Source organism: Bradyrhizobium sp. CCBAU 65884 (assembly GCF_028128835.1).
GTDB classification, from domain to species: domain Bacteria; phylum Pseudomonadota; class Alphaproteobacteria; order Rhizobiales; family Xanthobacteraceae; genus Bradyrhizobium; species Bradyrhizobium ottawaense.
Genome location: NZ_LBJU01000134.1, coordinates 312,116 through 337,006, shown reverse-complemented (window position 1 = coordinate 337,006; position 24,891 = coordinate 312,116). Strand labels below are relative to the sequence as shown.

23 protein-coding genes and 1 pseudogene are annotated in these 24,891 nt (G+C 64.8%); 20 read left to right on the top strand and 4 right to left on the bottom strand.

Annotation, left to right across the window (positions count from 1 at the left end; translation table 11 throughout):
• The first annotated feature begins 36 nt into the window (after positions 1-36).
• From XI03_RS39535 to XI03_RS39505, 7 genes and pseudogenes are all read left to right on the top strand, one after another.
• A complete protein-coding gene (locus XI03_RS39535) occupies positions 37-1,740 on the top strand; it encodes a DUF3300 domain-containing protein (protein WP_271595154.1) in 1,704 nt (567 codons plus the stop codon).
• The gene (locus XI03_RS39530; protein ID WP_271595153.1) at positions 1,737-2,648 is read left to right on the top strand and encodes a DUF2950 domain-containing protein; all 912 of its coding nucleotides are present in this window, start codon (positions 1,737-1,739) and stop codon (positions 2,646-2,648) included. Before XI03_RS39535 ends, XI03_RS39530 begins: the two co-directional genes overlap by 4 nt.
• Positions 2,632-3,102 carry a hypothetical protein gene (locus tag XI03_RS39525; RefSeq protein ID WP_271595152.1) on the top strand — a complete coding sequence of 157 codons (471 nt, stop codon included), beginning with the start codon at positions 2,632-2,634 and terminating at the stop codon, positions 3,100-3,102. Before XI03_RS39530 ends, XI03_RS39525 begins: the two co-directional genes overlap by 17 nt.
• A gap of 784 nt (positions 3,103-3,886) precedes the next feature.
• Positions 3,887-5,812: a TonB-dependent receptor gene (locus XI03_RS39520; protein WP_271595151.1), complete on the top strand. Its 1,926-nt coding sequence runs from the start codon at positions 3,887-3,889 to the stop codon at positions 5,810-5,812.
• A gap of 200 nt (positions 5,813-6,012) precedes the next feature.
• The gene (locus XI03_RS39515; protein ID WP_271595150.1) at positions 6,013-7,092 is read left to right on the top strand and encodes a HoxN/HupN/NixA family nickel/cobalt transporter; all 1,080 of its coding nucleotides are present in this window, start codon (positions 6,013-6,015) and stop codon (positions 7,090-7,092) included.
• The gene (locus tag XI03_RS39510; RefSeq protein WP_271595149.1) at positions 7,073-9,385 is read left to right on the top strand and encodes a TonB-dependent receptor; all 2,313 of its coding nucleotides are present in this window, start codon (positions 7,073-7,075) and stop codon (positions 9,383-9,385) included. Before XI03_RS39515 ends, XI03_RS39510 begins: the two co-directional genes overlap by 20 nt.
• A gap of 146 nt (positions 9,386-9,531) precedes the next feature.
• Positions 9,532-10,852: pseudogene (locus tag XI03_RS39505) on the top strand (DUF3422 domain-containing protein).
• A gap of 834 nt (positions 10,853-11,686) precedes the next feature.
• On the opposite strand, the gene XI03_RS39500 reads toward XI03_RS39505, so the two are convergent.
• From XI03_RS39500 to XI03_RS39490, 3 genes are all read right to left on the bottom strand, one after another.
• Positions 11,687-12,766 carry a YeeE/YedE family protein gene (locus tag XI03_RS39500; RefSeq protein WP_271595148.1) on the bottom strand — a complete coding sequence of 360 codons (1,080 nt, stop codon included), beginning with the start codon at positions 12,764-12,766 and terminating at the stop codon, positions 11,687-11,689.
• A 74-nt stretch (positions 12,767-12,840) separates the two neighbouring features.
• The gene (locus XI03_RS39495) at positions 12,841-13,191 is read right to left on the bottom strand and encodes an ArsR/SmtB family transcription factor (protein ID WP_018316042.1); all 351 of its coding nucleotides are present in this window, start codon (positions 13,189-13,191) and stop codon (positions 12,841-12,843) included.
• Between the two features lie 35 nt (positions 13,192-13,226).
• A complete protein-coding gene (locus XI03_RS39490; RefSeq protein ID WP_038970466.1) occupies positions 13,227-13,598 on the bottom strand; it encodes a thioredoxin in 372 nt (123 codons plus the stop codon).
• Positions 13,599-13,701: 103 nt separating this feature from the next.
• Between XI03_RS39490 and XI03_RS39485 the strand changes: the two genes are divergently transcribed.
• Positions 13,702-14,433, top strand: a complete 732-nt coding sequence (locus XI03_RS39485; RefSeq protein WP_271595147.1) for a cytochrome c biogenesis CcdA family protein — start codon at positions 13,702-13,704, stop codon at positions 14,431-14,433.
• A gap of 2 nt (positions 14,434-14,435) precedes the next feature.
• Here XI03_RS39485 and XI03_RS39480 read toward each other — a convergent pair whose 3' ends face one another.
• Positions 14,436-15,140 (bottom strand): hypothetical protein, encoded by a 705-nt coding sequence (locus tag XI03_RS39480; RefSeq protein WP_271595146.1) that lies wholly within the window; start codon positions 15,138-15,140, stop codon positions 14,436-14,438.
• A 47-nt stretch (positions 15,141-15,187) separates the two neighbouring features.
• Between XI03_RS39480 and XI03_RS39475 the strand changes: the two genes are divergently transcribed.
• The 12 genes from XI03_RS39475 to XI03_RS39420 all read left to right on the top strand — a co-directional run bounded on the left by XI03_RS39475 (position 15,188) and on the right by XI03_RS39420 (position 24,750).
• Positions 15,188-15,805 (top strand): SoxW family protein, encoded by a 618-nt coding sequence (locus XI03_RS39475; protein WP_442869801.1) that lies wholly within the window; start codon positions 15,188-15,190, stop codon positions 15,803-15,805.
• 130 nt (positions 15,806-15,935) lie between these two features.
• Positions 15,936-16,391, top strand: a complete 456-nt coding sequence (gene soxX / locus XI03_RS39470; protein ID WP_038948994.1) for a sulfur oxidation c-type cytochrome SoxX — start codon at positions 15,936-15,938, stop codon at positions 16,389-16,391.
• An 18-nt stretch (positions 16,392-16,409) separates the two neighbouring features.
• Positions 16,410-16,862, top strand: coding sequence for a thiosulfate oxidation carrier protein SoxY (gene soxY, locus XI03_RS39465; RefSeq protein WP_271595144.1), 453 nt, complete (start codon positions 16,410-16,412; stop codon positions 16,860-16,862).
• A 19-nt stretch (positions 16,863-16,881) separates the two neighbouring features.
• Complete coding sequence (soxZ, locus tag XI03_RS39460) at positions 16,882-17,208, top strand: thiosulfate oxidation carrier complex protein SoxZ (RefSeq protein ID WP_018316049.1); 327 nt, start codon at positions 16,882-16,884, stop codon at positions 17,206-17,208.
• Positions 17,209-17,237: 29 nt separating this feature from the next.
• On the top strand, positions 17,238-18,059 hold the full coding sequence (soxA, locus tag XI03_RS39455) for a sulfur oxidation c-type cytochrome SoxA (protein ID WP_271595143.1): 822 nt from the start codon (positions 17,238-17,240) through the stop codon (positions 18,057-18,059).
• 27 nt (positions 18,060-18,086) lie between these two features.
• A complete protein-coding gene (gene soxB, locus XI03_RS39450; RefSeq protein WP_271595142.1) occupies positions 18,087-19,778 on the top strand; it encodes a thiosulfohydrolase SoxB in 1,692 nt (563 codons plus the stop codon).
• Positions 19,779-19,784: 6 nt separating this feature from the next.
• Entirely contained in the window at positions 19,785-21,047 is a 1,263-nt protein-coding gene (soxC, locus tag XI03_RS39445; RefSeq protein ID WP_028143566.1) for a sulfite dehydrogenase, read from the top strand.
• Positions 21,031-21,723 carry a c-type cytochrome gene (locus tag XI03_RS39440; protein ID WP_271595141.1) on the top strand — a complete coding sequence of 231 codons (693 nt, stop codon included), beginning with the start codon at positions 21,031-21,033 and terminating at the stop codon, positions 21,721-21,723. The genes soxC and XI03_RS39440 overlap by 17 nt, the downstream gene beginning before the upstream one ends.
• A gap of 26 nt (positions 21,724-21,749) precedes the next feature.
• Positions 21,750-22,184: a DsrE family protein gene (locus XI03_RS39435; RefSeq protein ID WP_442869815.1), complete on the top strand. Its 435-nt coding sequence runs from the start codon at positions 21,750-21,752 to the stop codon at positions 22,182-22,184.
• 14 nt (positions 22,185-22,198) lie between these two features.
• Complete coding sequence (locus XI03_RS39430; protein WP_271595139.1) at positions 22,199-23,104, top strand: alpha/beta hydrolase; 906 nt, start codon at positions 22,199-22,201, stop codon at positions 23,102-23,104.
• Between the two features lie 10 nt (positions 23,105-23,114).
• Positions 23,115-23,558 (top strand): DsrE family protein, encoded by a 444-nt coding sequence (locus tag XI03_RS39425; RefSeq protein ID WP_271595138.1) that lies wholly within the window; start codon positions 23,115-23,117, stop codon positions 23,556-23,558.
• 106 nt (positions 23,559-23,664) lie between these two features.
• Positions 23,665-24,750 (top strand): YeeE/YedE family protein, encoded by a 1,086-nt coding sequence (locus tag XI03_RS39420; RefSeq protein ID WP_271595236.1) that lies wholly within the window; start codon positions 23,665-23,667, stop codon positions 24,748-24,750.
• Positions 24,751-24,891 lie beyond the last annotated feature (141 nt).

Genomic DNA, 24,891 nt, shown 5'->3' with positions numbered 1-24,891 from the left:
CGATCGTCCCACCCTGGAAGTGCAAGGGAGGGTGCAATGTTTCGCTGCGGCAAGACCCTGATGGCGCTTGCGCTCGTCATGGCGACATCGTTCGCCGCAACGGCGCAAACCAACACGACGCCTGCGGCCCCGTCTCCGCAAGCGCAGCCGGCTCCTCCGCCTGCGCCGACGGCCGAGCTTCTGAAGCCGGAGCAGCTCGAGGCCCTGGTAGCGCCGATCGCGCTCTATCCGGACGAGCTTCTTGCCAATGTGCTCGCCGCCTCAACCTATCCGTTGGAGGTGGTGCAGGCCGACCGCTGGCTGAAGGAGCGCAAGACCCTGAAGGGCGATGCGCTGAAGACGGAGGTCGAGAAGCAGGCCTGGGACGACAGCGTCAAGGCGCTGGCCAGCACCGCCGATGTTTTGACCATGATGAGCGACCAGCTCGAATGGACCAAGAAGCTCGGTGATGCCTTTCTCGCCCAGCAGCCCGACGTGATGGATGCGATCCAGCGCCTGCGCAACAAGGCCTATGACAACAAGAAGCTGGTCACGACCAAGCAGCAGAAGGTCAGTGTCCAGTCGCAGGAAGGCAAGCAGGTCGTCGTGATCCAGCAGGCCGACCCCTCGGCGATGTACGTGCCATATTACGATCCGGCGACGGTCTATGGCAGCTGGCCCTATGCGGAGTATCCGCCGTATTATTGGGGCTACCCGTCCTATATCGGTGCCGGCGTGGTCGCGGCCGGCCTCGCCTTCGGCACCGCCTGGGCGATCGGGCGCTGGGGCAATTACTGGGGCGGCGGCTGCAATTGGGGCAACCGCAACGTCTACGTCAATCATCGCACCACCAACATCGGTAACGGCTGGCAGCACAATCCGGCGCATCGCCAGGGCGTGCGCTACAACAACAGCAATGTTCAGCAGCGCTTTGGCAACAACAACCTGAAGGCGGGCGTGTCGGATCGGATGGATTTCCGAGGTCGTGACGGCAATCAGGTGCTGCGACCCAATCAGGGCGCAGGAGATCGGACAGGCGATCGTGCAGGTGATCGTGCAGGTGATCGCGCGGGTGATCGTGCGGGCGATCGTGCGGGCGATCGTGCTGGTGATCGAGCCGGCGATCGAGCGGGTGACCGTGCCGGCAATCGCGGCGATCGGCCGGGCGGTGGTGATCGCGCTGGTGCCGGGGATCGTGCCAAGGGCGGAGGCGACCGGGCCAAGGGTGGCGGCGATCGTGCGAAGGCCGCCAGCCGCCCCAGCGGCGGTGCGGCCAACCGCGGCGGTGGCGGCAATCGCGGCGGCGCGATGAACGTCTCCTCCGGCCGGTCGGCAGCCGCAGCATCTGCGCGCGGACGATCCAGCATGGCGAGCATGCCGCGCGGTGGTGGCGGACCAAGCATGGCTGGCCGCGGCGGAGGTGGCGGAATGGCGATGCGCGGCGGCGGAGGTGGCTTTGGTGGTGGCGGCCGCGGAGGGGGCGGTGGTGGCCGGCGTTCCGACATCGCACTGAAGCACGATGTCGTCCTGCTCGGCTATCTCGCAAGCGGCCTCGGCTACTACCGCTTCAGCTATATCGGCAGCGACAAGAGCTATGTCGGCGTGATGGCGCAGGAGGTCGAACGGGTGGCGCCCGATGCTGTCACGCGCGGCGGCGACGGCTATCTGCGGGTCAACTACGACAAGCTCGGGTTGAGATTCCGATCCTACGGTGACTGGCTCGCCAATGGCGCAAAGATCCCTGCGGAGGACTTGCCATGACCGGCTTGAAGTTGCTTCGTCGCGCCGCTCTGCCGGGCATCGTGGCACTGGCTCTCGTCACCACGGCCCGAGCCCAGCAGTCTTATCCGACGCCGGAGGATGCCGCCTCGGCACTCGCGGCGGCGGCCAAGAGCGGTCCACGTGACGTTCTGAAAGTGCTCGGAAGGGCGGGTGATGACATCGTCTCGTCGGGCGACGACGTCGCCGACGCCGATATCCGCGCCCGCTTTGTTTCGATGTACGACGCCAAGCACTCGGTCAGGGCGGAGGGCAACAAGAGGGCGACGCTGGTGCTCGGGCCTGACGATTTCCCGTTCCCGATTCCCCTCGTCAACACCAAGGCAGGCTGGGAGTTCGACACTGACGAGGGGCGGATCGAAGTGCTGCGCCGCCGCATCGGCCGTAACGAGCTCGACGCGATCCAGACCGCGCTCGCCTATGTCGACGCGCAGAATGAATATGCCGACAAGGATCGCGGCGAGGGCGCCGGCATCTACGCACAGCGCTTCCTCTCGACGTCAGGCAAGAAGGACGGTCTGTTCTGGCGCGACGACAGTGACCCGAGTCCGCTCGGTCCCCTCGTCGCGGAGGCTTCAGCCGAGGGCTACAAGCCGGGCGAAAGGCTCGCGCCGTATCACGGCTATTACTTCCGCATCCTGAAGGGGCAGGGTTCTGACGCGCCTGGCGGCGCGCTCAATTATGTCGTCAAGGGCAAGATGATCGGCGGCTTCGGGCTGATCGCCTGGCCCGCCGAGTACGGCAATTCCGGTGTGATGACGTTCGTGGTGAACCATGCCGGCACCGTTTACGAGAAGGATTTGGGGGCGAGAACCGAATTCATCGCGCCGCGCACGACCTTGTTCGATCCCGACCAGACTTGGAAGAAAGTCGATGCCGCAAAGCCTTGAACGGATCATGGCATCGCCGCTGCGCCTATGTCACCTGATTGCGATGCTGGTGCTGGTGATGGGCTTCGCAGTGCCGGCTACGCCGTCATTCGCGCAAGCCGCCGGTCACGTGCGTGCCAAGATCGTCAAGGCGGGTCTCCTTGTCGGCGGTGGCGCTGGAAGCGGTGTGCTGACCTATCGGGGCAATAAGTATCCCTTCAAAATTACGGGCATGAGCTTCGGCATCACCGCCGGCGCGACGATCGGCCGGCTCGACGGCTGGGCCTCGGGTATCCGCGAGGTCGGCGACTTCGCCGGCACCTACAGCTCCGTCGGCGGCGGCTTCGCTTTGGTTGGAGGCATCAGCGGCGTCCACCTGCGCAACGAGAAGGGGGTGACGATCGTGATGCAGGGGCCGAAAGCGGGCCTGGAGCTTGCGGCCAACATCAGCCAGATCATGATTTCGCTGAGATAGAGCGTGTCAGCGGCAGATGTCGTCGCGATAAAGGCCACGGCAACGAAGTGATGATGCCGAGGCGTTTCTGACGAGCGCACTCCGAGCAAGCCTTCCCGCGGCATCTTGACCGCACCGATCTGGAATCATCCAAAGCGTATTTGAATCGTTCCAGACATTCTCCTCCCAGTTGGCGATGATCGAGGCATTCTAAGCCGCAGCGCACGCATTTGCGTTGCCGTCACGATGGCGTCTTCTTAAAGAAGCGATGCAGATCGCTGACATTCGGATGTTGCCGCCAAGACGAAGGCAGCAAACGCGCGTGCGCGTCTGCAGAGCAACTGATTGACGGGCCATGCTTGCCGGCCGAGCTCGGATACGAAGAGCTGCTCTTCGATCCATGGTCGTTGCTGGCCAAACGCGGACGCCGCTTCACGGCGGGCTGCGCGCTATTGATGAAGGACTTTCTGGAATGCGACGTGCGGGTGGGGATAAGACGGTAGCTCGCTTTGGTGCGGCGCTGCTGGGTGGTGTGGCGTGGCTGACGTGGTTCGAATCGCCTGCTCAATCCCAAACGCCTCAGGGCGGCAGCTCCCTTCCGCCCGTGACCGTCGAAGCCCCGACGCAACAGTCGGTTCGCCGTGCGCCAACCAGGCGAAACGACGCGCGGGTCCGATCGACCTCACGGCGCGCCCCGCAAGCCCCGACGGTCGCAGTGCAATCGCAACCGGCTGTCGTCCCGCCATTTGCCGGCGGGCAGGTCGCTCAAGGCGCGCGACTGGGGATGCTCGGAAATACCAACACCATGAAGTCACCCTTCAGCGTGACGAGCTACACGGACAAGTTCATTCGGGATCAACAGGCGGCAACGGGTGCGGATGCCCTGATCCTCGATCCCTCCGTGCGAAGTTCCCACCCGACGGGCGGTATCGTCGACTCCTTCAACATACGCGGCTTCCCGATCAACGAAGGCAATAACGGTGAGTTCGCCTTCGAGGGCCTTTACGGAATCGCGCCGACATATCGGATCTTCACGGACTACGTCGAGCGCATCGAAGTGCTCAGGGGTCCCTCGACCGCGCTCTCGGGCATGGCGCCCAATGGCGGTGTTGGCGGCGTCATCAATGTCGTGCCCAAGCGCGCGGAAGAGGATTTGACCCGCTTGACCGCGAGCTACGGCTCGACCGCACGTTTCGGCGGTCACTGGGATGTTGCGAGGCGCTACGGCGATGGCAAGGAATGGGGCGTACGCGCCAGCGGAAGCGTCCGCGGCGGCGACACGCCCATCGACCGCCAGTCCGAGACGACAGGTGTCGGATCGCTGGCGCTCGACTATCAAGGCGAACGGTTCAGGTCCTGGCTCTATCTCATCGCCCAGACCGATCGGTTCGACGCGCCGTCACGTCCCTTTCTGATGGCTCCCGGCCTGCAGGTGCCGAAGGCGCCGGACGGCAAGCTGAACGTGACCCAGCCCTGGGAATGGTCGCGCATCAACGACCAGTCTGCCTTGCTGCGGACGGAGTACGATCTCACCGAGCAGGTCACGCTGTTCGCGGATGTCGGCGGCTCCAAGACCAACGTCGAGCGGTTCTTCGGTCTTCCGACCATTGTCAACACGAACGGCAATACGACCTCGACGCCCCAGTACTTCGGCCTCAGCATCGATCGAACTACATATGATGGCGGTGTTCGCGCCCGCTTCGATACCGGCTTCGTCCACCATGCCGTCGCCTTCCAGGCCTCGGTCTATCACGACGCGCTGCACCGGCGGCTCACCAATGGCAGTCTGGTCACCTCGAACATCTACAGTCCGACCGTCGCGCCGACGCAGGTCGCGAACGAGATCAGCGACCGCCCTCGGCTCTCGGACAGCGAGCTTACCGGGCTTTCGATTGCCGACACCTTGTCCGTGCTCGATGAGCGCGTCCTGTTGACTTTGGGCGTCCGCCGCCAGGGCATCGAGGCGAACAACTATTCCTCCAATGTCGGGACACCGACGTCGTCCTATGACAAGAGCGCGGTCACCCCCGTGGTCGGCCTGGTCGTCCGTCCCCAGGACAACGTCTCCCTCTACGCGAACTATGTCGAAGGTCTCGCGCGGGGCGACATTGCCCCTCAGGGTACGTCCAATTTCGGTGAAGTGCTGCCGCCCTACATCGCCAAGCAGTACGAGGCCGGTATCAAGGTGGAGTTCGGCCGGATCGCGACCACCTTCAGCGCGTTCGAGATATCGAAGGCGAGCGGCGAGTCGTCTGCTGGGCGCTTCGCGGCGACAGGCGAACAACGTGTCCGCGGGCTCGAATTCAACGTCTACGGCGAACTCTTGCCGGATGTTCGTGTCCTCGGAGGTGTCTCGCTGCTGGACGGCACCCTGACGAAGACCGCCGTCGCGGCCAATGTGGGCAACACGCCGATCGGCGTTCCGAACATACAGGCCAATATCGGCGCGGAGTGGGACCTCCCGTGGATGAGGGGGCTCACCGTGAATGGAGCCGTGATCTACACGGGCAGGCAGTTCGTCGACGCCGCGAACAAGCAGCCGATTCCCGAGTGGACGCGGCTCGACCTCGGCGCCCGCTACACCACAGCGATCAACGGCAAGAAGACGGTTTTCCGCGCAAACATCCAGAACGTGACCGGTGAGAGTTACTGGTCCAGCGTGGCTTCGTTCGGAACGTTCTTCCTGGGAGCACCGCGCACATATCTCCTGTCGATGACCGTGGATATGTGACCGCGCACGCGCTTGCGTGAAACGCAGCCCAGCATTCCGCTCCGGCGCCGTGATGCGCCGGACTAAAAAAGTCTCCATTGAATCAACGAGGTGACTTCCATCTCGGGGGCCCTTTCGGCCGCCGGGCCGAAAAGTGGCGCGGCTCTTGCTCTTGCCAGTATGAGGGTTCTTGATAAACGTCATACTGCGGGATCAGGTGGATGGAGCGAGCGGTGAGGCGGACTTTGCGGGCGGTCGAGCCCGGAACGGTGGTGCTGTTCGGAGGGCTGATCGCCGCCAACATCGCCGCATGGGCCTGGGCCTTCGCGCTGTTCGGCGACCGGCCGACGGTGCTGGCGACCGCGCTGCTGGCCTGGGTGTTCGGCCTGCGCCACGCTGTCGATGCCGACCACATCGCCGCCATCGACAACGTCGTGCGCAAGCTGATGCAGACGGGTGGTGCGCCACGCAGCGTCGGCCTCTATTTTGCGCTCGGCCATTCCACCGTCGTCGTGGTGGCTACCATATTGCTTGCGCTCGGCGTGGTGAGCCTGGGCGGCGACAGCCTGCTCAAGGAGATCGGCGGCCTCATCGGCACGTCGGTGTCGGCCCTGTTCCTGCTGGTGATCGCGGCCATCAATCTCGTCATCTTCGTCGGCCTGTGGCGGACGTTTCGCGCTGCCCGGGAGCAGGGCGTCCACGACGCCGAAGGGCTCGAGAGGCTGCTCGCCAATCGCGGCTTCCTCGCGCGACTGCTCGGACCGCTGTTCCGCCTGGTCACAAAACCCTGGCACATGTACCCACTCGGCTTCCTGTTCGGGCTCGGCTTCGACACGGCGACCGAGATCGGCCTGCTCAGCATCTCCGCAACCGAAGCCGCGCGCGGCGCGTCGGTTGCCGACGTGCTGGTTTTCCCTGCACTGTTCGCGTCGGGCATGGCGCTGGTCGACACCGCCGATTCCGCTCTGATGGTGAGCGCCTATCGATGGGCCTTCGTCGATCCCTTGCGAAAGCTCTGGTACAACCTCACGATCACCGGTGCCTCGGTGGCGGTCGCGCTGTTCATCGGCGGTATCGAGGCGCTCGGGCTGATCGCCGACCGGCTCGATCTGTCCGGAGGGATGTGGACGCTGGTCGACGGCCTCAACGAGTCGCTCGCCGATGTCGGCTTTGCCGTGATCGCGCTGTTCGCGGTCGCCTGGCTCGTCTCGGTCGTGCTCTATCGCCGCGTCCTTGCGGACGGCCGGAACCGGGCCGCGACGAAAGCTCTGGCATGCGCCGATGCGACCGAAGTGGCGTGAGCCCTGTCGTGGCGGCGGCGCGCTGACGGCACTCTCGGCCCTGGTTCTGCTCGCGGATGACGGCCGCGCTTTCGCGCAGAGCGAGAGCACCTCACGCGAGCTGCCGCCAATCCAGATCGGCGGCGGCGAGGCGGCGGAGCGCAAGAAGCCGGTCGCATCGCGCCGGGCCGGCAAGCCCTCCCCAGCGGATCACCGCATCCCCGTGTATCCGGCAGCGGCGCAAGCGTCGGATATGCGCAGCGTCGCCTCGGGTGCAAAGGGTCAGCTTGGCATGGCCAGCGACATCTCCGTCTCGGGCGAGGAGATCAATGCACGCCCTTTCGCGCGGCCGGGCGAAGCGCTCGAAGCCGTGCCGGGTCTCATCGTGACGCAGCATTCCGGCGAGGGCAAAGCCAACCAGTATTTCCTGCGCGGCTATAATCTCGACCACGGTACCGACCTTGCCATCACCGTTGACGGCGTCCCCGTGAACATGCGCACCCACGCGCACGGCCAGGGCTATGCCGATCTCAACTGGCTGATTCCGGAGGCTATCGCAGCAGTGGACGTGCGCAAGGGTCCGTACTTCGCCGACGAAGGCGATTTCGCATCAGTCGGCAGCGTCCATATCGATCTGATCGACCGCACCAGAGGGATAGCGCAGGTGACCGCCGGCAGCTTCGGCTATCGCCGTTTGCTCGGCATGGACTCCGCGAAGGTCGGTGACGGCTCCTTGCTCGTGGCCGGGGAGATCGGGACCTACAACGGCCCATGGGCCAATCCGGACAATGTGCGAAAGCTCAACGGCCTCGTGCGCTACAGCCAGGGCACCGCGACCGACGGCGTCTCCGTCACCGGCATGGCTTACGCCAACAAATGGAATTCGACGGACCAGGTCCCGCAGCGCGCGATCGCATCCGGCTTTCTCGATCGCTTCGGCGCGGAAGATCCAAGCGACGGCGGCAACACCAACCGCTTCGCGCTCTCGGGCCGCATCGCGCAGAGCGACGATCTCGGCTCCTGGAAAGCCAACGCTTACGTCGTGAAGAGCCAGCTCGACCTCTTCAACAATTTCACCTACTACCTCAGCGATCCCGTGCTCGGCGACCAGTTCCACCAGCACGACGATCGCCTGATGGCGGGCGCCAACATCTCGCGCACGCTGAACGGCGCGTTGGCGGGCTTGCCGATGCAGACCACCTTTGGCCTGCAGTCGCGCTATGATGCGATTGATCTCGCGCTCACCAACACCTTCCAGCGAGGCTTCCTTGCCAGCGTTCGCAGCGACAAGGTCGGCGAGGGCAGCGTCGGCGTCTATGCCGAAAACACGGTGCGCTGGACTGACTGGCTCAGGACGACGGTGGGCTGGCGCGGCGACTATTATGCCGCCGACGTCACGTCGCGGTTCAATGCCAACAATTCCGGCCGTACCGACGCCGCGCTCGGCAGCCCGAAATTCAGGATGGTGCTCGGTCCGTTCAACCAGACCGAATTCTTCTTCGGCGCCGGCTACGGCATGCACTCCAACGACGCCCGCGGCGCGACCACGACGGAGGATCCTAGCGACCCCGCGACGAGGCTGACGCCATCGCCGCTCCTGGTGCGCACCAAGGGTGCAGAGGTCGGCGTGCGCAGCAGGATCGTTCCCGGCCTCGACACTTCGCTCAGCCTCTTCATCCTGGATCAGGATTCCGAGATCCTGTTCTCCGGCGATGCCGGGGATACGTCGGCGACCCGCGCCAGCCGCCGCTACGGCTTTGAATGGACCAACCACTACCGGCCCAGATCCTGGATCGACATCGACGCCGATCTCGCAATGACCCATGCACGCTTCCGCGGTTATGACAGCGAGCAGGCGGACGTCTATGCCTCGCTCGCCGGCTATCCCAAGGCGCAGATCGGCAATGCGCCCGGCAACTACATTCCGAACTCGCCCGCGATGGTGGCTTCAGCCGGCGTCACGCTGGGCGAGAGGACCGGCTGGTTCGGGACCTTGCGCTGGCGGTATCTGGCGTCGAGCCCACTGACGGAGGACAACGCGTTCCGTTCCTCTGCGACCAGCATTTTCAACGGCCGCCTCGGCTATCGTATCGACAATGGCTGGCGCCTTCAGCTCGACGTGTTGAACCTCCTCAACACGAGGGCGAACCAGATCAGTTATGCCTATGGCTCGCTGCTCAAGACCGATACGCTCTACAACCTCTGCGCATCGGGCACTGCGCCAACTTCAGTCTGTCAGAACGGCGTGATGGACTACGTGCTGCACCCCGTGGAGCCGTTGACGTTCCGTCTTACCATCGCCGGGACGTTCTAGGTCTGGTCAGGTCGTGGGCGGCGAAAGTCTCCGCGGCGAAAAAATGGCCTCGCAACGCGCGATGCGTTGCAGGCGAGGTGTGTTGTGGTAGTGAACGGCCAGGTTGGCGGCACATCGCGGCCTGACAGCGCACCAGGGGACCGTCGATGAACCGTGACCTCGATCTCGCCGACTTCGAACTGCATCCGCAGCGCGGTGCGGTGCTGGCCGAGGTGCATGCGCGCCCATTCACCCGGTTGACGGCGCCGGTCACGGTGCTGCGCTTTGCCTTTCTCGGCCAGGGCGAGGTCGCTACAGCGGACCGGCAGAGCTTCGTGGCATTTTGTATGTCGCACGGGCAGGCGCCGCCGGACGCCGGAACCAAGCATCACCAGGTGACGATCGGTGACACCCAGCTGCGCTGGGAGCAACACTCGGAGTTCAGCACCTTCACCTGGATCCTGAGCAGCCCGCAGACGCCCGCGCGCCGGTTCGGCGAGATCGGTGAAGAGCCGGCCGCGTTGATCCGGTCTCTGCGGCAATCGGGCCAATTGCTGGTTCGCCGTCAAGCTCGAGGTCGAGCAGATTTCGGCGGCGCTGGAGCGTGCGCAGCAGCTGTTCGAGAGAGGCAGTCTCGCCATCGCCGCGGTCCGCAGCGGTCCCGCCGTCGTTGCATCCGACTTTCGCACCGATGATCAGGGCTTCGTCCGCATCCTCGTTTGCAACGACGGCCTCTCGCCCGGCCGGCTCGGCGCCCTCGTGCAGCGTGTGCTGGAGATCGAGACCTATCGCACGCTGGCGCTGCTCGGTCTGCCCGCCGCGCTCGAGCTTGCGCCCTCTGTCGACCATATCGGCCGACGGCTCGTCGAAGTGCTCGAGGAGATGCAGGGTGCCGAGGATCTCAAGCTCAACAATCATCTCCTGACGGAACTGACGGCATTGGCGGCTTCGCTCGAAAGGGGAGCTGCCGGCAGCTCGTTCCGGTTCGGCGCCAGCCGCGCCTACAACGACATCGTGCAGGCCCGCCTCGCCGTGATCGAAGGCGGCGAGATCGCGGGCTATCCGACCTGGTCCTCCTTCCTCGCCCGCCGCATGGCACCTGCGATGCGCACCTGCGCGACGATGGAGGACCGGCAGGCGGATCTGTCGATCAAGCTCGCGCGCGCGGCTGATCTGTTGCGCACACGCGTCGATGTCGAGCTCGAGGAGCAGAATCGCGATCTGCTGCGCTCGATGGATGAGCGCACCCGGTTGCAATTGAGGCTGCAGAGCACGGTCGAAGGCTTGTCGGTGGCGGCCATTGGCTATTACGTCGTCAGCCTGTTCGGCTACCTCGCCAAGGGGGCCCACGACGGTGGCCTGCATGTCGAGCCTTCGCTGGCAACCGCGATCTTCGTGCCGGTTGCCGTGGCCGTGGTCTGGATCGTCACCCGCAATATCCGCAGGCGGCACTTGAAGCACGACGAAATGTCGGGCGCTCACGACTGAGGGCGCAAACGAGGCTCTTGCGCTTCGTCGATAAGCGGGTTGAGTCGAGGTCGACTGGGAGACGTGGATGAGCCGATCCGACGGAACCGTGCCTGTGTCGCCCTCTGTCAATCCCCGCGCGCAGAAATATTCCACTTTACCGAAATTCGGTTTCGGCGTATGTGTTGCCCATCCCGGCTCACCCAAGAGGGGCGATCATGTGTCGTCACGCATCGCGAGCCGGGCTTGCGGTGGACGCGGCAGCGTCGGCACGAGAGGCGCGGGCAGGGCGGGTAGTCCCTGTGAGCCCGAGGCTTCGTGCGACGAGCGGCGCTGCTAGGCTTCGTCTCGTCTGTAAGTTTCCGGCTTCGTCGACAGGGCTGGAAAAACTGCGGCGAAATGGCGGGCCGTGCGTACGGCAAAACCGTGTGGTCCTGGCCGTCGTTGCTACGGTCAAGTCCTGCGAAGGTGCGAGCGAGCCCAACCGGGCAGACTGCATCATCCAATTCGTGGGGCGAGGGAGGCCAGAAGGAATGGTCGGCTCCCGGGAGATCACGGCATAAGCCGTCCGACCATCGCGCAGGGAAGGCCGAGTGATCGGCACCACCTGTATGCTGCTGTGCGGTTCTTTCTGCGTGCGCTTTTCGCGCAGCGGACCGCGGGTGCGAGCCAGCACCCGGCCTTCCCTGCGCCCTCTTGGATTGGAGGGTCGCGAGACGAAGCAAAGCTCGGGCGAATTGCGCCGCGAGAATGCGAAGGTGTGTCTGCCGTCATGCTTGAAGGGGCAACCGGGCTGCAGGAGGATACGAGGCCGGCAGTTCGACGGCGATTTGACGCCGATCCGCGTTTTTCGATTTAGGTCGAGACCCCGAACAGTCTGCGCACCGCCGGCAGCCACTCGCCGGTCATCGTGAACTCGAGCCCAAGGCGCGCGCCGCAGGCGATGGCCAACATCGTGACGGGGGCCGAAACCGCGAGCGTCGACAGCGCGCTCAGGCCCTGACCGATGGTGCAGCCCATCGACATGATGCCGCCGATGCCCATCAGCAGCGCGCCGATCATGTGACGTTTCAACTCGCGTGCGTCGTCGCACGCTTCCCAGCGGAAGCCGCGCGCGAGCATCGCGGCGGCAAACGAACCTGCGACGACGCCGGCAACCGAGCCGATGCCGAAATTGAGCCGCGCGCCGGAGAAGGTGGCGACGTAAAGGATGGCATCACCAAGCGGCGCCACGAAGCTGAGCGAGGAGACCCGCGCGGGATCGAACTCGTCGTCGGCAAGCCATCCGGTGGCAAACCAGCCGAACGCGATTGCTGCGCCGACGGCAAGACCGGAGGCGAGCAGCCGCGGCGACCGGATCAGCCTGCCATCCGCAAGGGCCCAGAAGGCCAGCGCGGCGGAAATCGCCACGACGAGGATCGCGCGCATCGCGCTGCCTGCGCCGAGCAGCGACGTCAAGGTCTGGGTGCTTCCCTCGGGCAGCCGCAACGACAACGGCTCGATCAGCATCAGCCGCAGCATGCCGGTGATGCCGCGCATGGTCGCGAGCGCCGACAGGCCGAGCACGAGAAAGACCACGATGGCCCTTAGATCGCCGCCGCCGACGCGCACCAGCGTGCCGAAGCCACAGGTGCCGACCAGCGCCATGCCGACGCCGAACATCAGACCGCCGATGATCGCACCGCCAAGACCGATCGACGCCGTGAGGTAGATTGACCGCGACAGATCGACAATGCCGAACGCGGCGAGCGCCTGGGTCGCGAGCAGGGCGACCGCCGCGGCCAGCGCGAAGGATTTCAGCCGACGAAAATCCGATCCGAAGAATGCGTCCTCGAGCATCGCCAGCGTACAGAAACGACCCGCTCGGCCGGCAACGCCGAGCACGGCGCCGGCGGCAAGCCCGCATGCAAACGCTATGGTCGAAGGGCTCAGCATTCCTCCCGCTTCGTTTTTGGTTCTGCCTTGCGGGTAGTCTGCGCCGGTGGGGCGCGAAAATCCAGCGCGGAGAACTACCGGCGGCGCCGGCGTACCGGCTCGCAGAACACGTCGTAAACGGCGGTGAGAATCTTGCGAACGTCCTCGCTGGCGAGACTGTAGTAGATCGTCTTGCCGTCGCGGCGGGTCGTCACCAGCCGATCGAGCCGCAACCGCGCGAGCTGCTGGGAGACGGTCGATTGGCGTTCGCCCAGGAACTGCTCGAGCTCGGTCACGGACTTCTCGCCCTCGGCGAGGATGCAGAGCAGCAGCAATCGGGACTCGTGCGACAGCGCCTTGAGCATGTCGCTGGCCTCGCGCGCCTTCTCGATCATCTGCTCGAGTTCGGCGGAGCCCTCGATATCCTTCAGCTTTGGCAACGGCATCGCGTCAAGTTCCTCTCAGAAAATCCGCAAGGTGGTCACGACCTCCCGGGTTCCGATCCCGTGTTTGACAGGATTCGGTCCAACAGGCCGAAGAAGAAGGCATCGCCGGGATAGCCGCGAATGCGCCCGATCTCACGGCCCTCTTGTACCACGACGAAGGTCGGCGTGAAGGGACCCGGATCGATTCCGGCGAGATCGGCGGGAAGGGGCCTGTTCAGGTCGACCCGTCGCAGCGGCGCGGCCCGGCCTTCGTCGGTCTTGCCGTAGATCGGGGCGATCTCGGCGTTGAAGCGCGCGCACCAGACGCAGCCAGCGCGCTCGAGCATGACGAGCTCGGCGGCGCGCGAGGCCATCGCGGGCAGCGCGAGCCCGACGGCGAGGGCGAGCAAAACGACGATTCTGTTCATGCTGCGTAACCGGCCCTTTGCGGACTTGCTTGGCGGACTTGCTTGCAAACGTCCCTGGGGCTTATATCATTAAATTCGTATATGTGCTAGGGATGGGGCGGAAATGACCTTGGACATCACGCTTGGTGCGGCCTTCGTCGCGGGCCTGTTGTCGTTCCTGTCGCCCTGCATCCTGCCCCTGGTGCCGCCTTTCCTGTGCTACATGGCCGGCGTCTCGGTCACGGATCTATCCGGCGACAGGCCGGATCTGCGGCCGCGGATCCTGATCTCCGCGCTGGCCTTCGTGGCGGGCTTTTCGCTGGTGTTCGTCGCGCTCGGCTCGACCGCCTCGATCGCGGGACGCTTCATTTCCGTGCATCTGTCGACGCTCGGCATCGTCGCCGGCGGGCTGATCATCGTCATGGGCTTGCATTTTCTGGGGCTGCTCAGGATTCCGCTGCTCTATCGCAGCGCGACCGTGCAGGTCGACAACCGCCCGGCCGGCGTGGCGGGGGCCTTCGTCATGGGCCTGGCCTTTGCGTTTGGCTGGACGCCCTGTGCCGGCCCCATCCTCGCCGCCGTGCTGCTGATGGCTGGATCGGAGGACACGACCGGGCGAGGCGCACTGCTGCTGCTCGCCTATTCGGTCGGGACCGGCATTCCCTTCCTGATCGCGGCGGCCTTCACCGGCCGCTTCATTGCCGCGCTTGGCCGTGTGCGCCGGCATCTCGGCCTGATCGAGAAGACGATGGGCGTATTCCTGGTGGCGACGGGTCTGATGTTCCTGACCGGCTTGATGCCCGCGGTCTCGCAATGGCTGCTCGAGTATTTCCCTGCATTGACCAGCATCGGCTGAGGCTAGCCGTAACGGAAGTCGAGCAACTGGGCAAAGGACTGCAACTCGATGAGGTAACGATGCACGAGGGGGCCGTCGCCCGCCATCGCGGCATGAGCGATCTCGCCGCTGCTGACGATTGCGCCGTCGATCAGGCGGCGGAATTCACCTTGGGCCGCGATCTCGCTGTTTGCCCATTCGTTACAGCGTTGAAGCCGATCGCGGAACGCGCTTGCAGTGGCAACGGTCTCCTTGGCGTTTGCGGGTGCCGGCCGTTCGCCATACCCGATGGCTGCGACACGCAAGGCTTCCATGGCGGGCGCGATCTCGAAGATGCAATCGCCGAGATCGTAGAGGCCTGCGCGACGCCTTAGCGCGTGAAAGGCCTGCCGAAGCGCAAGCAGCTCGCGGCCGGCGGTGACATTGTCTCCGCGGTCCAGTGCAGCCGCCGCCGTCGTCAGCCGTTCGCGACCTCCGTCGAAAAATCTCGACAACTCGGACGGTCCGTCAGCGGGCAGGGAAGCGAGCCGCTTCCACCCGACGACGGCTTCGTCGGTCTCGATCTGTGCCAGCGCGATATTTCCGGTGCGCGCATAGCTCGCAGCGGTGCGCAGATTGGCCATGATCGGCGCCATCGCCGAGATGACATCCGCAAGTCTATCGGCTTCCGCACCGAGCGCGAGCGCGCTCGAGGCCAGCCATGCCAGCAGCACGATGGTGCAGCGCAAGATCGGATCTCCTTGTCACATTCGTGTATTCGAATATCATAATGAAAATGAGCAGCGCGCAAGATCTTCCGATACACGAAACCCCGACGTCGCTTCGCACGCCGACGCGACGCGGCGTCCTCGCATTCGCAGCAGGCGTGGCCTTGGCCGGCCGCGGCGCGGCGGCGGCCGAGCCCGCCGTCGGAGAAGACGGGCTCTATCACGAGCCCTGGTTCCTGCAGAGCTTCCTCGATCTGCGCGAGGACCTGGATAGCGCTGCGGCCGGCGGCAAGCGCCTTGCCATCATGTGGGAGCTGCGCGGCTGCCCCTATTGCCGCGAGACGCATCTGGTGAACTTCGCCGATGCGGGCATCGCGAGCTACATCCGCGACAATTTCGAGGTGTTGCAGCTCAATCTGATCGGCTCGCGCAAGGTGACGGACTTCGATCGCCGGGAATTAACAGAGAAAGAGCTCGCCCAGAAATACGGGATCCGGTTCACGCCGACCTTTCAGTTCTTTCCGCCATCCGCCCATGGCCTCGAAGCAAAGGACGCGATGGCGCGCGAGGTGGCGCGGGCACCTGGCTATCTCAAGCCGCCGCACTTCCTGGCGATGTTTCGTTTCGTGCGGGAGCGCGCTTACGAGCGCGGCTCGTTCCGGGAGTTTCTGGCCGCGAACGGCTGACCATGAGCGCCTTTCGAATTCCGCTTGACGTCAGCGTTTATATGAACATATCATAATAACTGAATTTGATGGACTGTGAGTCCGTCGTAACCAAGAGCGGGGGGCACCCCGCGATCCGAGGGTAGGGAACATGCGGCGCTCGCTTGCTGCTGCGTTTGCACTTTGTCTGTCGGCCGGAAGCGCTCTGGCGCAAGAGCCGAACAAGGAGCCGATCAGGCTCGAAATCGTCAACGACTCCGTGCCGAAATCCCTGACCGGCGCGCCAGGAAATGCCGCCGCCGGCAAGAAGGTGTTTCTGACCCGCACGCTCGGCAATTGCCTGGCCTGCCATCAGGTCACCAGTCTGAAGTCCGAGGAATTCCACGGCGAGTTCGGTCCGTCGCTCGACGATGTCGCCGGCCGCTACACCGAGGCGCAATTGCGCCTCATTGTCGCCGACCCCAAGCGCATCTTCACCAACACCGTCATGCCGGCGTTCTTCAGGAACGACGGCCTCAGCCGGGTGCGCCCGGAATTCGTAGGCAAATCCATTTTGACGGCCGCGCAGGTCGAGGACGTCATCGCTTTTCTCAAGACGCTGAACTGACGGCGAGGAGGATCAGGAATGAAAGCCATCAATCGACGGCAGGCATTTGCGCTCGGAGGCGGCTTCGTCATGCTGACGCTGATGCCCCTGGCAGCCGATGCCGAAGTGACGGGCGATGCGGCTAAATGGATCGAGACGTTCACCGGCGGCAAGCAGCCTGCCAAGGGAAAGATCGCGCTCGACCTGCCGGAGATCGCGGAGAACGGCAACACCGTGCCGCTGTCGATCAACATCGAGAGCCCGATGACGGCGGACGCCTATGTGAAAGACGTTCTGATCATCGCGGACGGCAACCCCAATGCGGGCGTGGCGACGCTGTCGTTCACAGCGCTGTCGGGCAAGGCGGAAGCCTCGATCCGGATCCGGCTCGCGACCACGCAGAACGTGATTGCGGTCGCGAAGATGAGTGACGGTTCGCTGTTCATGGAGCAGAAGACCGTCAAGGTCACTATCGGCGGCTGCGGCGGCTAAGGGCGTCAGGAGAGGAACAATGGCAGACAAACCGCGCATCAAGCTTCCCAAGGAAGCGGCCAAGGGCGAGGTCATCCAGATCAAGACCCTGGTCTCGCATGTCATGGAATCCGGCCAGCGCAAGGACGCACAGGGCAAGGCCATTCCGCGCAAGATCATCAACAAGTTCGCCTGCGAGTTCAACGGCAAGCCGGTGTTCTCCTGCGCGCTCGAACCGGCGATCTCGGCCAATCCCTACGTCCAGTTCGACGCGCGGGTCGACGAAGCCGGCACGTTCAAGTTCTCCTGGACGGATGACGACGGCACGGTGATCACGGCCGAAGAGAAGATTGCGCTCAAGGCATGATGCGCATCGCGCATTGAGGGAGGCACGCAATGGCGCGACGATTTGTTGGGTTGGCCGCTCTGGTCGTGGCCGCCGCGTCGGTTGCGACGCTCGCGGTCGCAGAGGACGCCGAGCGCAAAGGCATCGCGGCGCCGCCCGGCCACGTCTTCAAGACCATCATCTCCGGCTACGAGTTTCGCAGCAAGGAGACCCGCGCGCTGCAGGACGATGATCTCGAAAATCCGGGCTTCCTCGCCGTGGAGCGCGCGGCGGATGTCTGGAAGAAGGTCGAGGGCGGTGAGGGCAAGTCCTGCATGAGCTGCCACGGCGAAGCCGAGACCAGCATGAAGGGCGTCGGCTCCGCCATGCCGAAATGGGACGACAAGCTGAAGAAGCCGGTCAACCTCGAGCAGCGCATCAACATCTGCCGCAGCGAGCACATGAAGGCGGAGCCCTGGAAGTTCAAATCCCGTGAGCTGACTGACATGACAGCGTTCGTGCGCTACCAGTCGCACGGCATGAAGGTCGCGGTGAAGACAGACGGCCCGATGTCGCCCTGGTTCGATCGCGGCAAGCAGATCTATTACACGCGCTACGGCCAGCTCGATCTCGCCTGCGAATCCTGCCATGAGCGCAACAACGGCAAGTTCATGCGCGCCGATTTCCTGAGCCAGGGCCAGACCAACGGCTTTCCGACCTACCGGCTGCGCGACCAGCGCCTGGTGCCGCTGCATGAGCGCTTCGAGGGCTGCATGTTCGACGTGCGCGCTGAGCCGTTCAAGCCGCTCTCGGACGAATTCCTCGCGCTCGAGCTCTATGTCGCCTGGCGCGGCATCGGCTTGCCGGTCGAGACGCCGTCGGTGCGCAACTGAAACGCTGAGCTTGCAGGAGTATTGCGCATGATCTCTCGCCGTGAGTTCATTCAGGTTGCCGCGGCAACGGCGGGGCTCTCGACCGGTGCGGGCTCCAGCCTGACCCGCGCGTTCGCCCAGCAGCGCTTGACTGAAGAGGAATTGTTGGCCTTCGAGCCGCTCGGCAACGTCACGCTCGTGCACGTGACCGATATCCACGGTCAGCTGATGCCGCTCTATTTCCGCGAGCCCTCGACCAATCTCGGCGTGGGCGAGGCCAAGGGCCTCCCGCCGCACGTCACCGGCAAGGAGTTTCTCGCCCGGTTCGGCATCGCGCCCGGCTCGTCGGCGGCTTATGCCCTGACCTCGGAGGATTTCGAGGCCCTTGCGAAGAGCTACGGCCGGATCGGCGGCCTCGATCGTGCCGCGACCGTGATCAAGGCAATCCGCGCCGAGCGCGGCGACAAGGTCGCGCTGCTCGATGGCGGCGACACCTGGCAGGGATCGTGGTCGTCGCTGAAGACGCGCGGTCAGGACATGATCGACTGCATGGCGCTGCTCAAGCCCGACGCCATGACCGGGCATTGGGAGTTCACCTACGGCACCGAGCGCGTCAAGCAGGCCATCGAAGGCCTCGGCTTCCCGTTCCTCGGCCTCAACATCCGGGACACCGAATGGAACGAGGCGGCGTTCGACGCCTCGACCATGATCGAGCGTGGCGGCGTCAAGATCGCGGTGCTCGGCCAAGCCTTCCCCTATACACCGGTCGCCAATCCGCGTTGGATGATTCCGAACTGGTCGTTCGGCGTGCGCGAGGAGGACGTTCAGGCGCAAGTCGACAAGGCCCGCAAGGGCGGCGCGCAACTGGTCGTGCTGCTGTCGCATAACGGTTTCGATGTCGACCGCAAGCTCGCGAGCCGCGTCAAGGGCATCGACGTCATCCTGACCGGGCATACCCATGACGCGCTGCCCGAGGCTGTCAAAGTCGGCAAGACTCTGCTGATCGCCTCGGGCTCGTCCGGCAAGTTCGTCTCGCGGCTCGATCTCGATGTTCGCGACGGTGAGGTCAAGGCTTTCAGGTACAAGCTCATTCCGCTGTTCTCCGATGTGATCACGGCGGACGCCGAGATGGCCGCGAAGATCGCCGAGGTCCGCAAACCCTTCGCCTCCGATCTGGCCAAGGTGCTCGGCAAGACCGACTCGCTGCTCTACCGGCGCGGCAATTTCAACGGTACGTTCGACGATCTGATCTGCCAGGCGCTGCTGCAGGAACGCGACGCCGAGATCGCGCTCTCACCCGGCTTCCGTTGGGGCACCAGCGTGCTGCCGGGGCAGGACGTCACCTTCGAGGATGTCACCAACGCCACCGCGATCACCTATCCCGCGGTCTACCGCATGGGCATGACCGGTTCGCGGTTGAAGGAGATCATCGAGGACGTTGCCGACAATCTCTTCAACGTCGATCCCTATTATCAACAGGGCGGCGATATGGTGCGGATCGGCGGGCTCTCCTACGCGATCGACGTCGCCAAGCCGCAGGGGCAGCGCATCTCCGGCATGCAGGTCCTCAAGACCGGCACGCCGATCGAGCCCGCCAGGGAATATCAGGTCGCCGGCTGGGCCAGCGTCAACGAAGGAACCGAAGGGCCGCCGATCTGGGACGTCGTCGCGAACTACCTGACGCGACAGAAAACCGTTCGGCTCGAGCCCAACCGGGCCGTCAAAGTTACCGGAGCGTAAGAAGCGATGTCGAAGATGGACAGTCAATCCCGTCGCAGCTTCCTGGCCGCCGGGGCCGGCGTCGCGGCCACGATGCTGGCAAGGCCGGCGGCCGCAGGCGGAAATCCCGCCAACCAGCCGCCCAATGTGCCGGAATGGACCAAGTCGCTCGGCGAGGGCGTCGCGGTGCGCCCGTATGGCAAGCCGTCGAAATTCGAGAAGGACGTCGTCCGGCGCGACGTCGAATGGCTGACCGCCTCGCGCGAATCCTCGGTGAGCTTCACCCCGCTGCATGAGCTCGAAGGCATCATCACCCCGAACGGCCTCTGTTTCGAGCGGCATCATGGCGGCATCGCCGAGGTCGACCCGGCCGATCATCGCTTAATGATCCACGGGCTCGTGGAGCGTCCGCTGATCCTCACGCTGGAGGAGCTGAAGCGCTATCCGCGCGTCAACCGCATCCACTTCATGGAATGCGCGGCGAATTCGGGCATGGAATGGCGCGGCGCCCAGCTCAATGGCTGCCAGTTCACCCACGGGATGATCCACTGCGTGCAGTACACCGGCGTCTCGCTGCGCACTCTGCTGGAGGAAGCCGGCGTCAAGACGAGCGGCAAGTGGCTGCTGGTCGAAGGCGCCGACGCGGCTGCGATGGACCGCAGTCTGCCGATCGAGAAAGCGCTCGACGACTGCATCATCGCCTACAAGATGAACGGCGAGGCGCTCTATCCCGAGCAGGGCTATCCGATGCGGCTCGTGGTGCCGGGCTGGCAGGGCAATCTCTGGGTCAAGTGGCTGCGCCGCATCAAGGTCGGCGACCAGCCCTGGCACACTCGCGAGGAGACGTCGAAATACACGGACCTCATGCCGAGCGGCAAGGCGCGCCGCTTCACCTGGTCGATGGACGCCAAGTCCGTGATCACCAGCCCGAGCCCGCAAGCGCCGATCAAGCACGGCAAAGGCTTTACCATCGTCTCGGGTCTGGCCTGGAGCGGCAACGGCAAGGTCAAGCGCGTGGACGTGTCGCTCGACGGCGGCCGAAATTGGTGGCCGGCGCGGCTCGACGGGCCCGTTCTCGACAAGGCGCTGACGCGTTTTTACTACGAATTCGACTGGAACGGCGAGCCGCTGCTGCTGCAATCGCGCGTGCAGGACGAGACGGGTTACGTGCAGCCGAGCAAGGCGGAGCTGCGCAAGATCCGCGGCGTCAACTCCATCTATCACAACAATGGCATCCAGACCTGGCATGTGCAGGCCAATGGTGAGGTCGAGAATGTCGAAGTCGCTTAAGTTCGTTGCAGCCGCGCTGCTCGCCTGTGTGCTGAGCGCGCCGGCGCTTGCGCAGCAGAAGGCGGACGCCAAGAGCGGTCCCCGCTATCACATCGGCCGCGCGCCGACCGCGGACGAGATCCGCGGCTGGGATATCGACGTGCGCCCGGACGGCCAGGGTCTGCCGGAAGGCAGGGGCACGGCCATGCAGGGCGAAAAGCTGTTCATGGACAATTGCTCGAGCTGCCACGGCGAGTTCGGCGAGGGGAACGGCCGCTGGCCGGTGCTGGCCGGCGGCAAGGGCTCACTGACGTCGGACAATCCGGTCAAGACCGTGGGCTCATACTGGCCCTACGCATCCACCGTGTTCGACTACGTCCGTCACGCCATGCCTTACGGCAATACGGGATCCCTGTCCGTCGATGAATATTATGCGCTGGTCGCTTACGTCCTCTATCTGAACGACGTCGTCACCGATCAAAACTTCGAGCTGAACAAGAAGACCCTTGCGACGATCAAGATGCCGAACGAGCAGGGGTTCGTGATGGACGACCGCGCCACCACCGAGAAGTCGTTCTGGCAGAAAGACCCCTGCATGAATAACTGCGTCGCCCCGGTGAAGATTATCGGGCGCGCTGCCGCTATCGACGTGACGCCCGAGGACGGCAAGGAGAAGAAGTCGCGGGGCGTGGAGTGATACACGGCCGGGCGAACCGCCGCGCGCTGCTGCATGCGGCTCTCGCTGTTGGCTCGCTCATCGCAATCCGTCCGGCCGCGGCCCAGGCGGCCGAATTTCACAGGCTCGCGCTGCAGATCAGCGACGACGACCCGGTCAAGATGCGTGCCGTGCTCGATGTCGCGGCCAACGTCTCGCGGCATTATTCCGGACAGGGCGAGGACGTCGAAGTCGCTGTGGTCGCTTTCAACGGCGGCCTCGACATGCTGCTCGCGGACCGCTCGCCGGTGAAGGAGCGCCTGGGGAATTTCCTGAAATCGATGCCGAATGTGAGCTTCATCGCCTGCGGCAACACGCTGGAGACGCTGGCGGCGAAGGAGGACAAGCGGCCGCCGCTGATCGATGGCGTCAGCGTCACGCAGGTTGGGGTTGCCGCGCTGATGGATTTGGCGGAGAAAAACTGGACGATTATCCGGCCCTGAGGAGAAAGCTGCTGATGCGATGGTTGATAGGACTGACAGTCTTGCTCGCGTTCGCAGGGTCCGCATATGCGGCCGAGCAGGAGCTCGAGTTGTCGGTCGACGGCCGCACCACGCTCGCGACACTGCGCACGCCAGCCTCGACGAAACCCGATACGCCGCTTGTCGTAATGACCCACGGCACGCTCGCGCACAAGGACATGGAGGTCATTCAGGGCGTTGCCAAGGCGCTTGAGCAGCGCGGCATCGCTTCGCTCGCCCATACGCTGTCGCTGGGGCTCGATCGCCGCAAAGGCATGTACGACTGTACCGCGCGGCATGACTATGTCGTTGAGGATGCAGTTGCGGAGATCAGCGCCTGGGTCACGCGGGCGAGGGGCATGTCCCGGCTCGTCTTCGCGTTCGGCCATTCGCGCGGCGGCAACCAGGTCGCACGGTATCTCGTTGCAAGCGAAGCCGCGCCGGTGGCGGGTGGGGTGTTGCTGGCGCCGGTGACCGCGAAGGCCGAGGCTGATCTGCGCGCCTCCTACGCCAAGACCTATGGCAAGCCGCTCGAACCGTTTCTGGAGCTGGCGACCAAAGCGGTTGCGGCCGGCCGCGGCGGGGAGTGGATGGACGTGCCGGGCTTCGTCTATTGCCGCAATGCCGTGGTTACCGCGCGGACCTTTGCGTCATTCTACGGTCCCGATGCCGGCCAGGACACGGCCGCGCTCGTAGCGCGCGTGAAGCTGCCGGTGCTGGTGCTCGCCGCCACCAAGGATAGCGTTGTGCCCGATGTAGCAGGGGCCTTCAATTCGCTTGCCGGTTCGAGCGGGGGCAGAGTGCAACTCGACAAGATCGAGGATGCCGATCATTTCTTCCGCGACCTGTTCGCGGAAGACGTCGCCGATCGAATCGCCGAGTTCATCAAGCAGGCACGATAGGAGGGGGACCATGCAGCGTCGATCCATGCTTCGCGCGAGCCTTGCCGGGCTATTTGGTGCGTTCGCGGTGCGCCAGGCGTCCGCGGCGACGGAAACGCCCGCGCGGCAGCGCGTCGTCTATCATCTCGCCGATGCCGATCGTGTCGTCTTCGTTCTGGGCAATCTGCAGAACCATGTCGACGGCGTTGGCGGATCCGGCAAGGCCGACATCAGGCTGGTCGTGCACGGGCCGGCGCTGCGTGCTTTCCACGCGCTGGCGGCGCAGGACCACACCGTTGCGATGATGACGAAGCTCGTCGATGCCGGCGTCGGCTTCGATGCCTGCGCCAATACGATGAAGGCGCAGGGCGTCAAGCTGGACGATCTCACGCCCGGCTTCGTGGTGGCCGAGAAGGGCGGCGTGGTGCGGCTCGTCGAGCTGCAACAGCAGGGATATGCTTATCTACGGCCATGAGGCCGCTCCGCTCCGGCATCCTGAGACGTCGAGCCTTGATCTGGCTCATGGGACGCGACGACGCGATCGCTAGAATTGCATGCTCGCAGGACCAACCGAGGCGGACGTGCTGACGCTGATCATCGATCTCTTGGGTGAAGATTCGCTGTCATGGTTCGGCGGCCTCGTGGTCGGAGGTCTGTTCGGGTTCTTCGCGCAGCGCAGCCGCTTCTGCCTGCGTGCCGCGGCGGTCGAATTCTCCCGCGGCGAGGGCGGCCCGCGCCTTGCGGTCTGGCTGCTGACCTTTGCCGCGGCGCTGGTCGGCACGCAAGGTTTTGTCGCGCTCGGCTGGCTCGAAATATCCGAGGCGCGCCAGCTCGCGCAGCAGGGCAGTATCTCCGGCGCTCTCCTCGGCGGCGTGATGTTCGGTTGCGGGATGATCCTGGCGCGGGGTTGCGCCAGCCGGCTGCTGGTGCTCTCGGCGAACGGAAACCTCCGGGCCTTGTTGTCGGGGCTGGTGTTTGCCGTGACCGCGCAAGCCTCCTATCGCGGCCTGCTGTCGCCCGCCCGTGAATGGGTGACCAACCTGTGGCTGGTCGATGGCGGTCCGTCGCGCGACATCATGGCCATGTTCGGTGCCGGCACGCCCGAGAAGCTAGCATTCGGAGGTTTGTGGCTGATTGCCGGGCTGGCCTTCGCCTTTCGCAGCCGGTTGCCGCGCCGGCTGATCCTTGCCGCGCTCGCAACCGGAACGGCCGTCGTCGCCGGCTGGCTCTTCACCTACCAGCTGTCGCAGGCTTCCTTCGCGCCGGTGACGCTGAAGAGCCTCACCTTCAGCGGGCCTTCGGCCGAGTTGCTGATGCTGGTGCTCAACAGCGCGCAGCTCCGGCTCGGCTTCGACCTCGGCATCGTTCCCGGCGTATTCCTCGGCTCGTTTCTGGCCGCGGCGCGTGCACATGAACTGAAGCTCGAGGGGTTCTCGGACGGGCTCGGCATGCGGCGCTACCTGTTCGGCGCGGTGCTGATGGGGTTCGGTGCGATGCTCGCCGGCGGCTGCGCGGTCGGCGCTGGCGTGACCGGTGCCTCCGTATTCGCACTCACCGCCTGGCTCGTGCTCGGCGGCATGTGGCTGGGGGCGGGACTCACGGATGTGCTCGTCGACCGCGCCGGCATGCCGCAGCAGACGCCGGGCTTGCCGGCCGCGAGCGGCTGAGATCCAGCGATCACGCCTCGTTCGCCGCAGGCATGGATATCTCTGGCGCATTCCGTTTTCGTCGGCGGCAGCGCTTCGGAATTTGCCGTCGATCGATACGACGAGTTCAGAAGGTTGACGCTCAGGCCCCGAGGGGCTCGC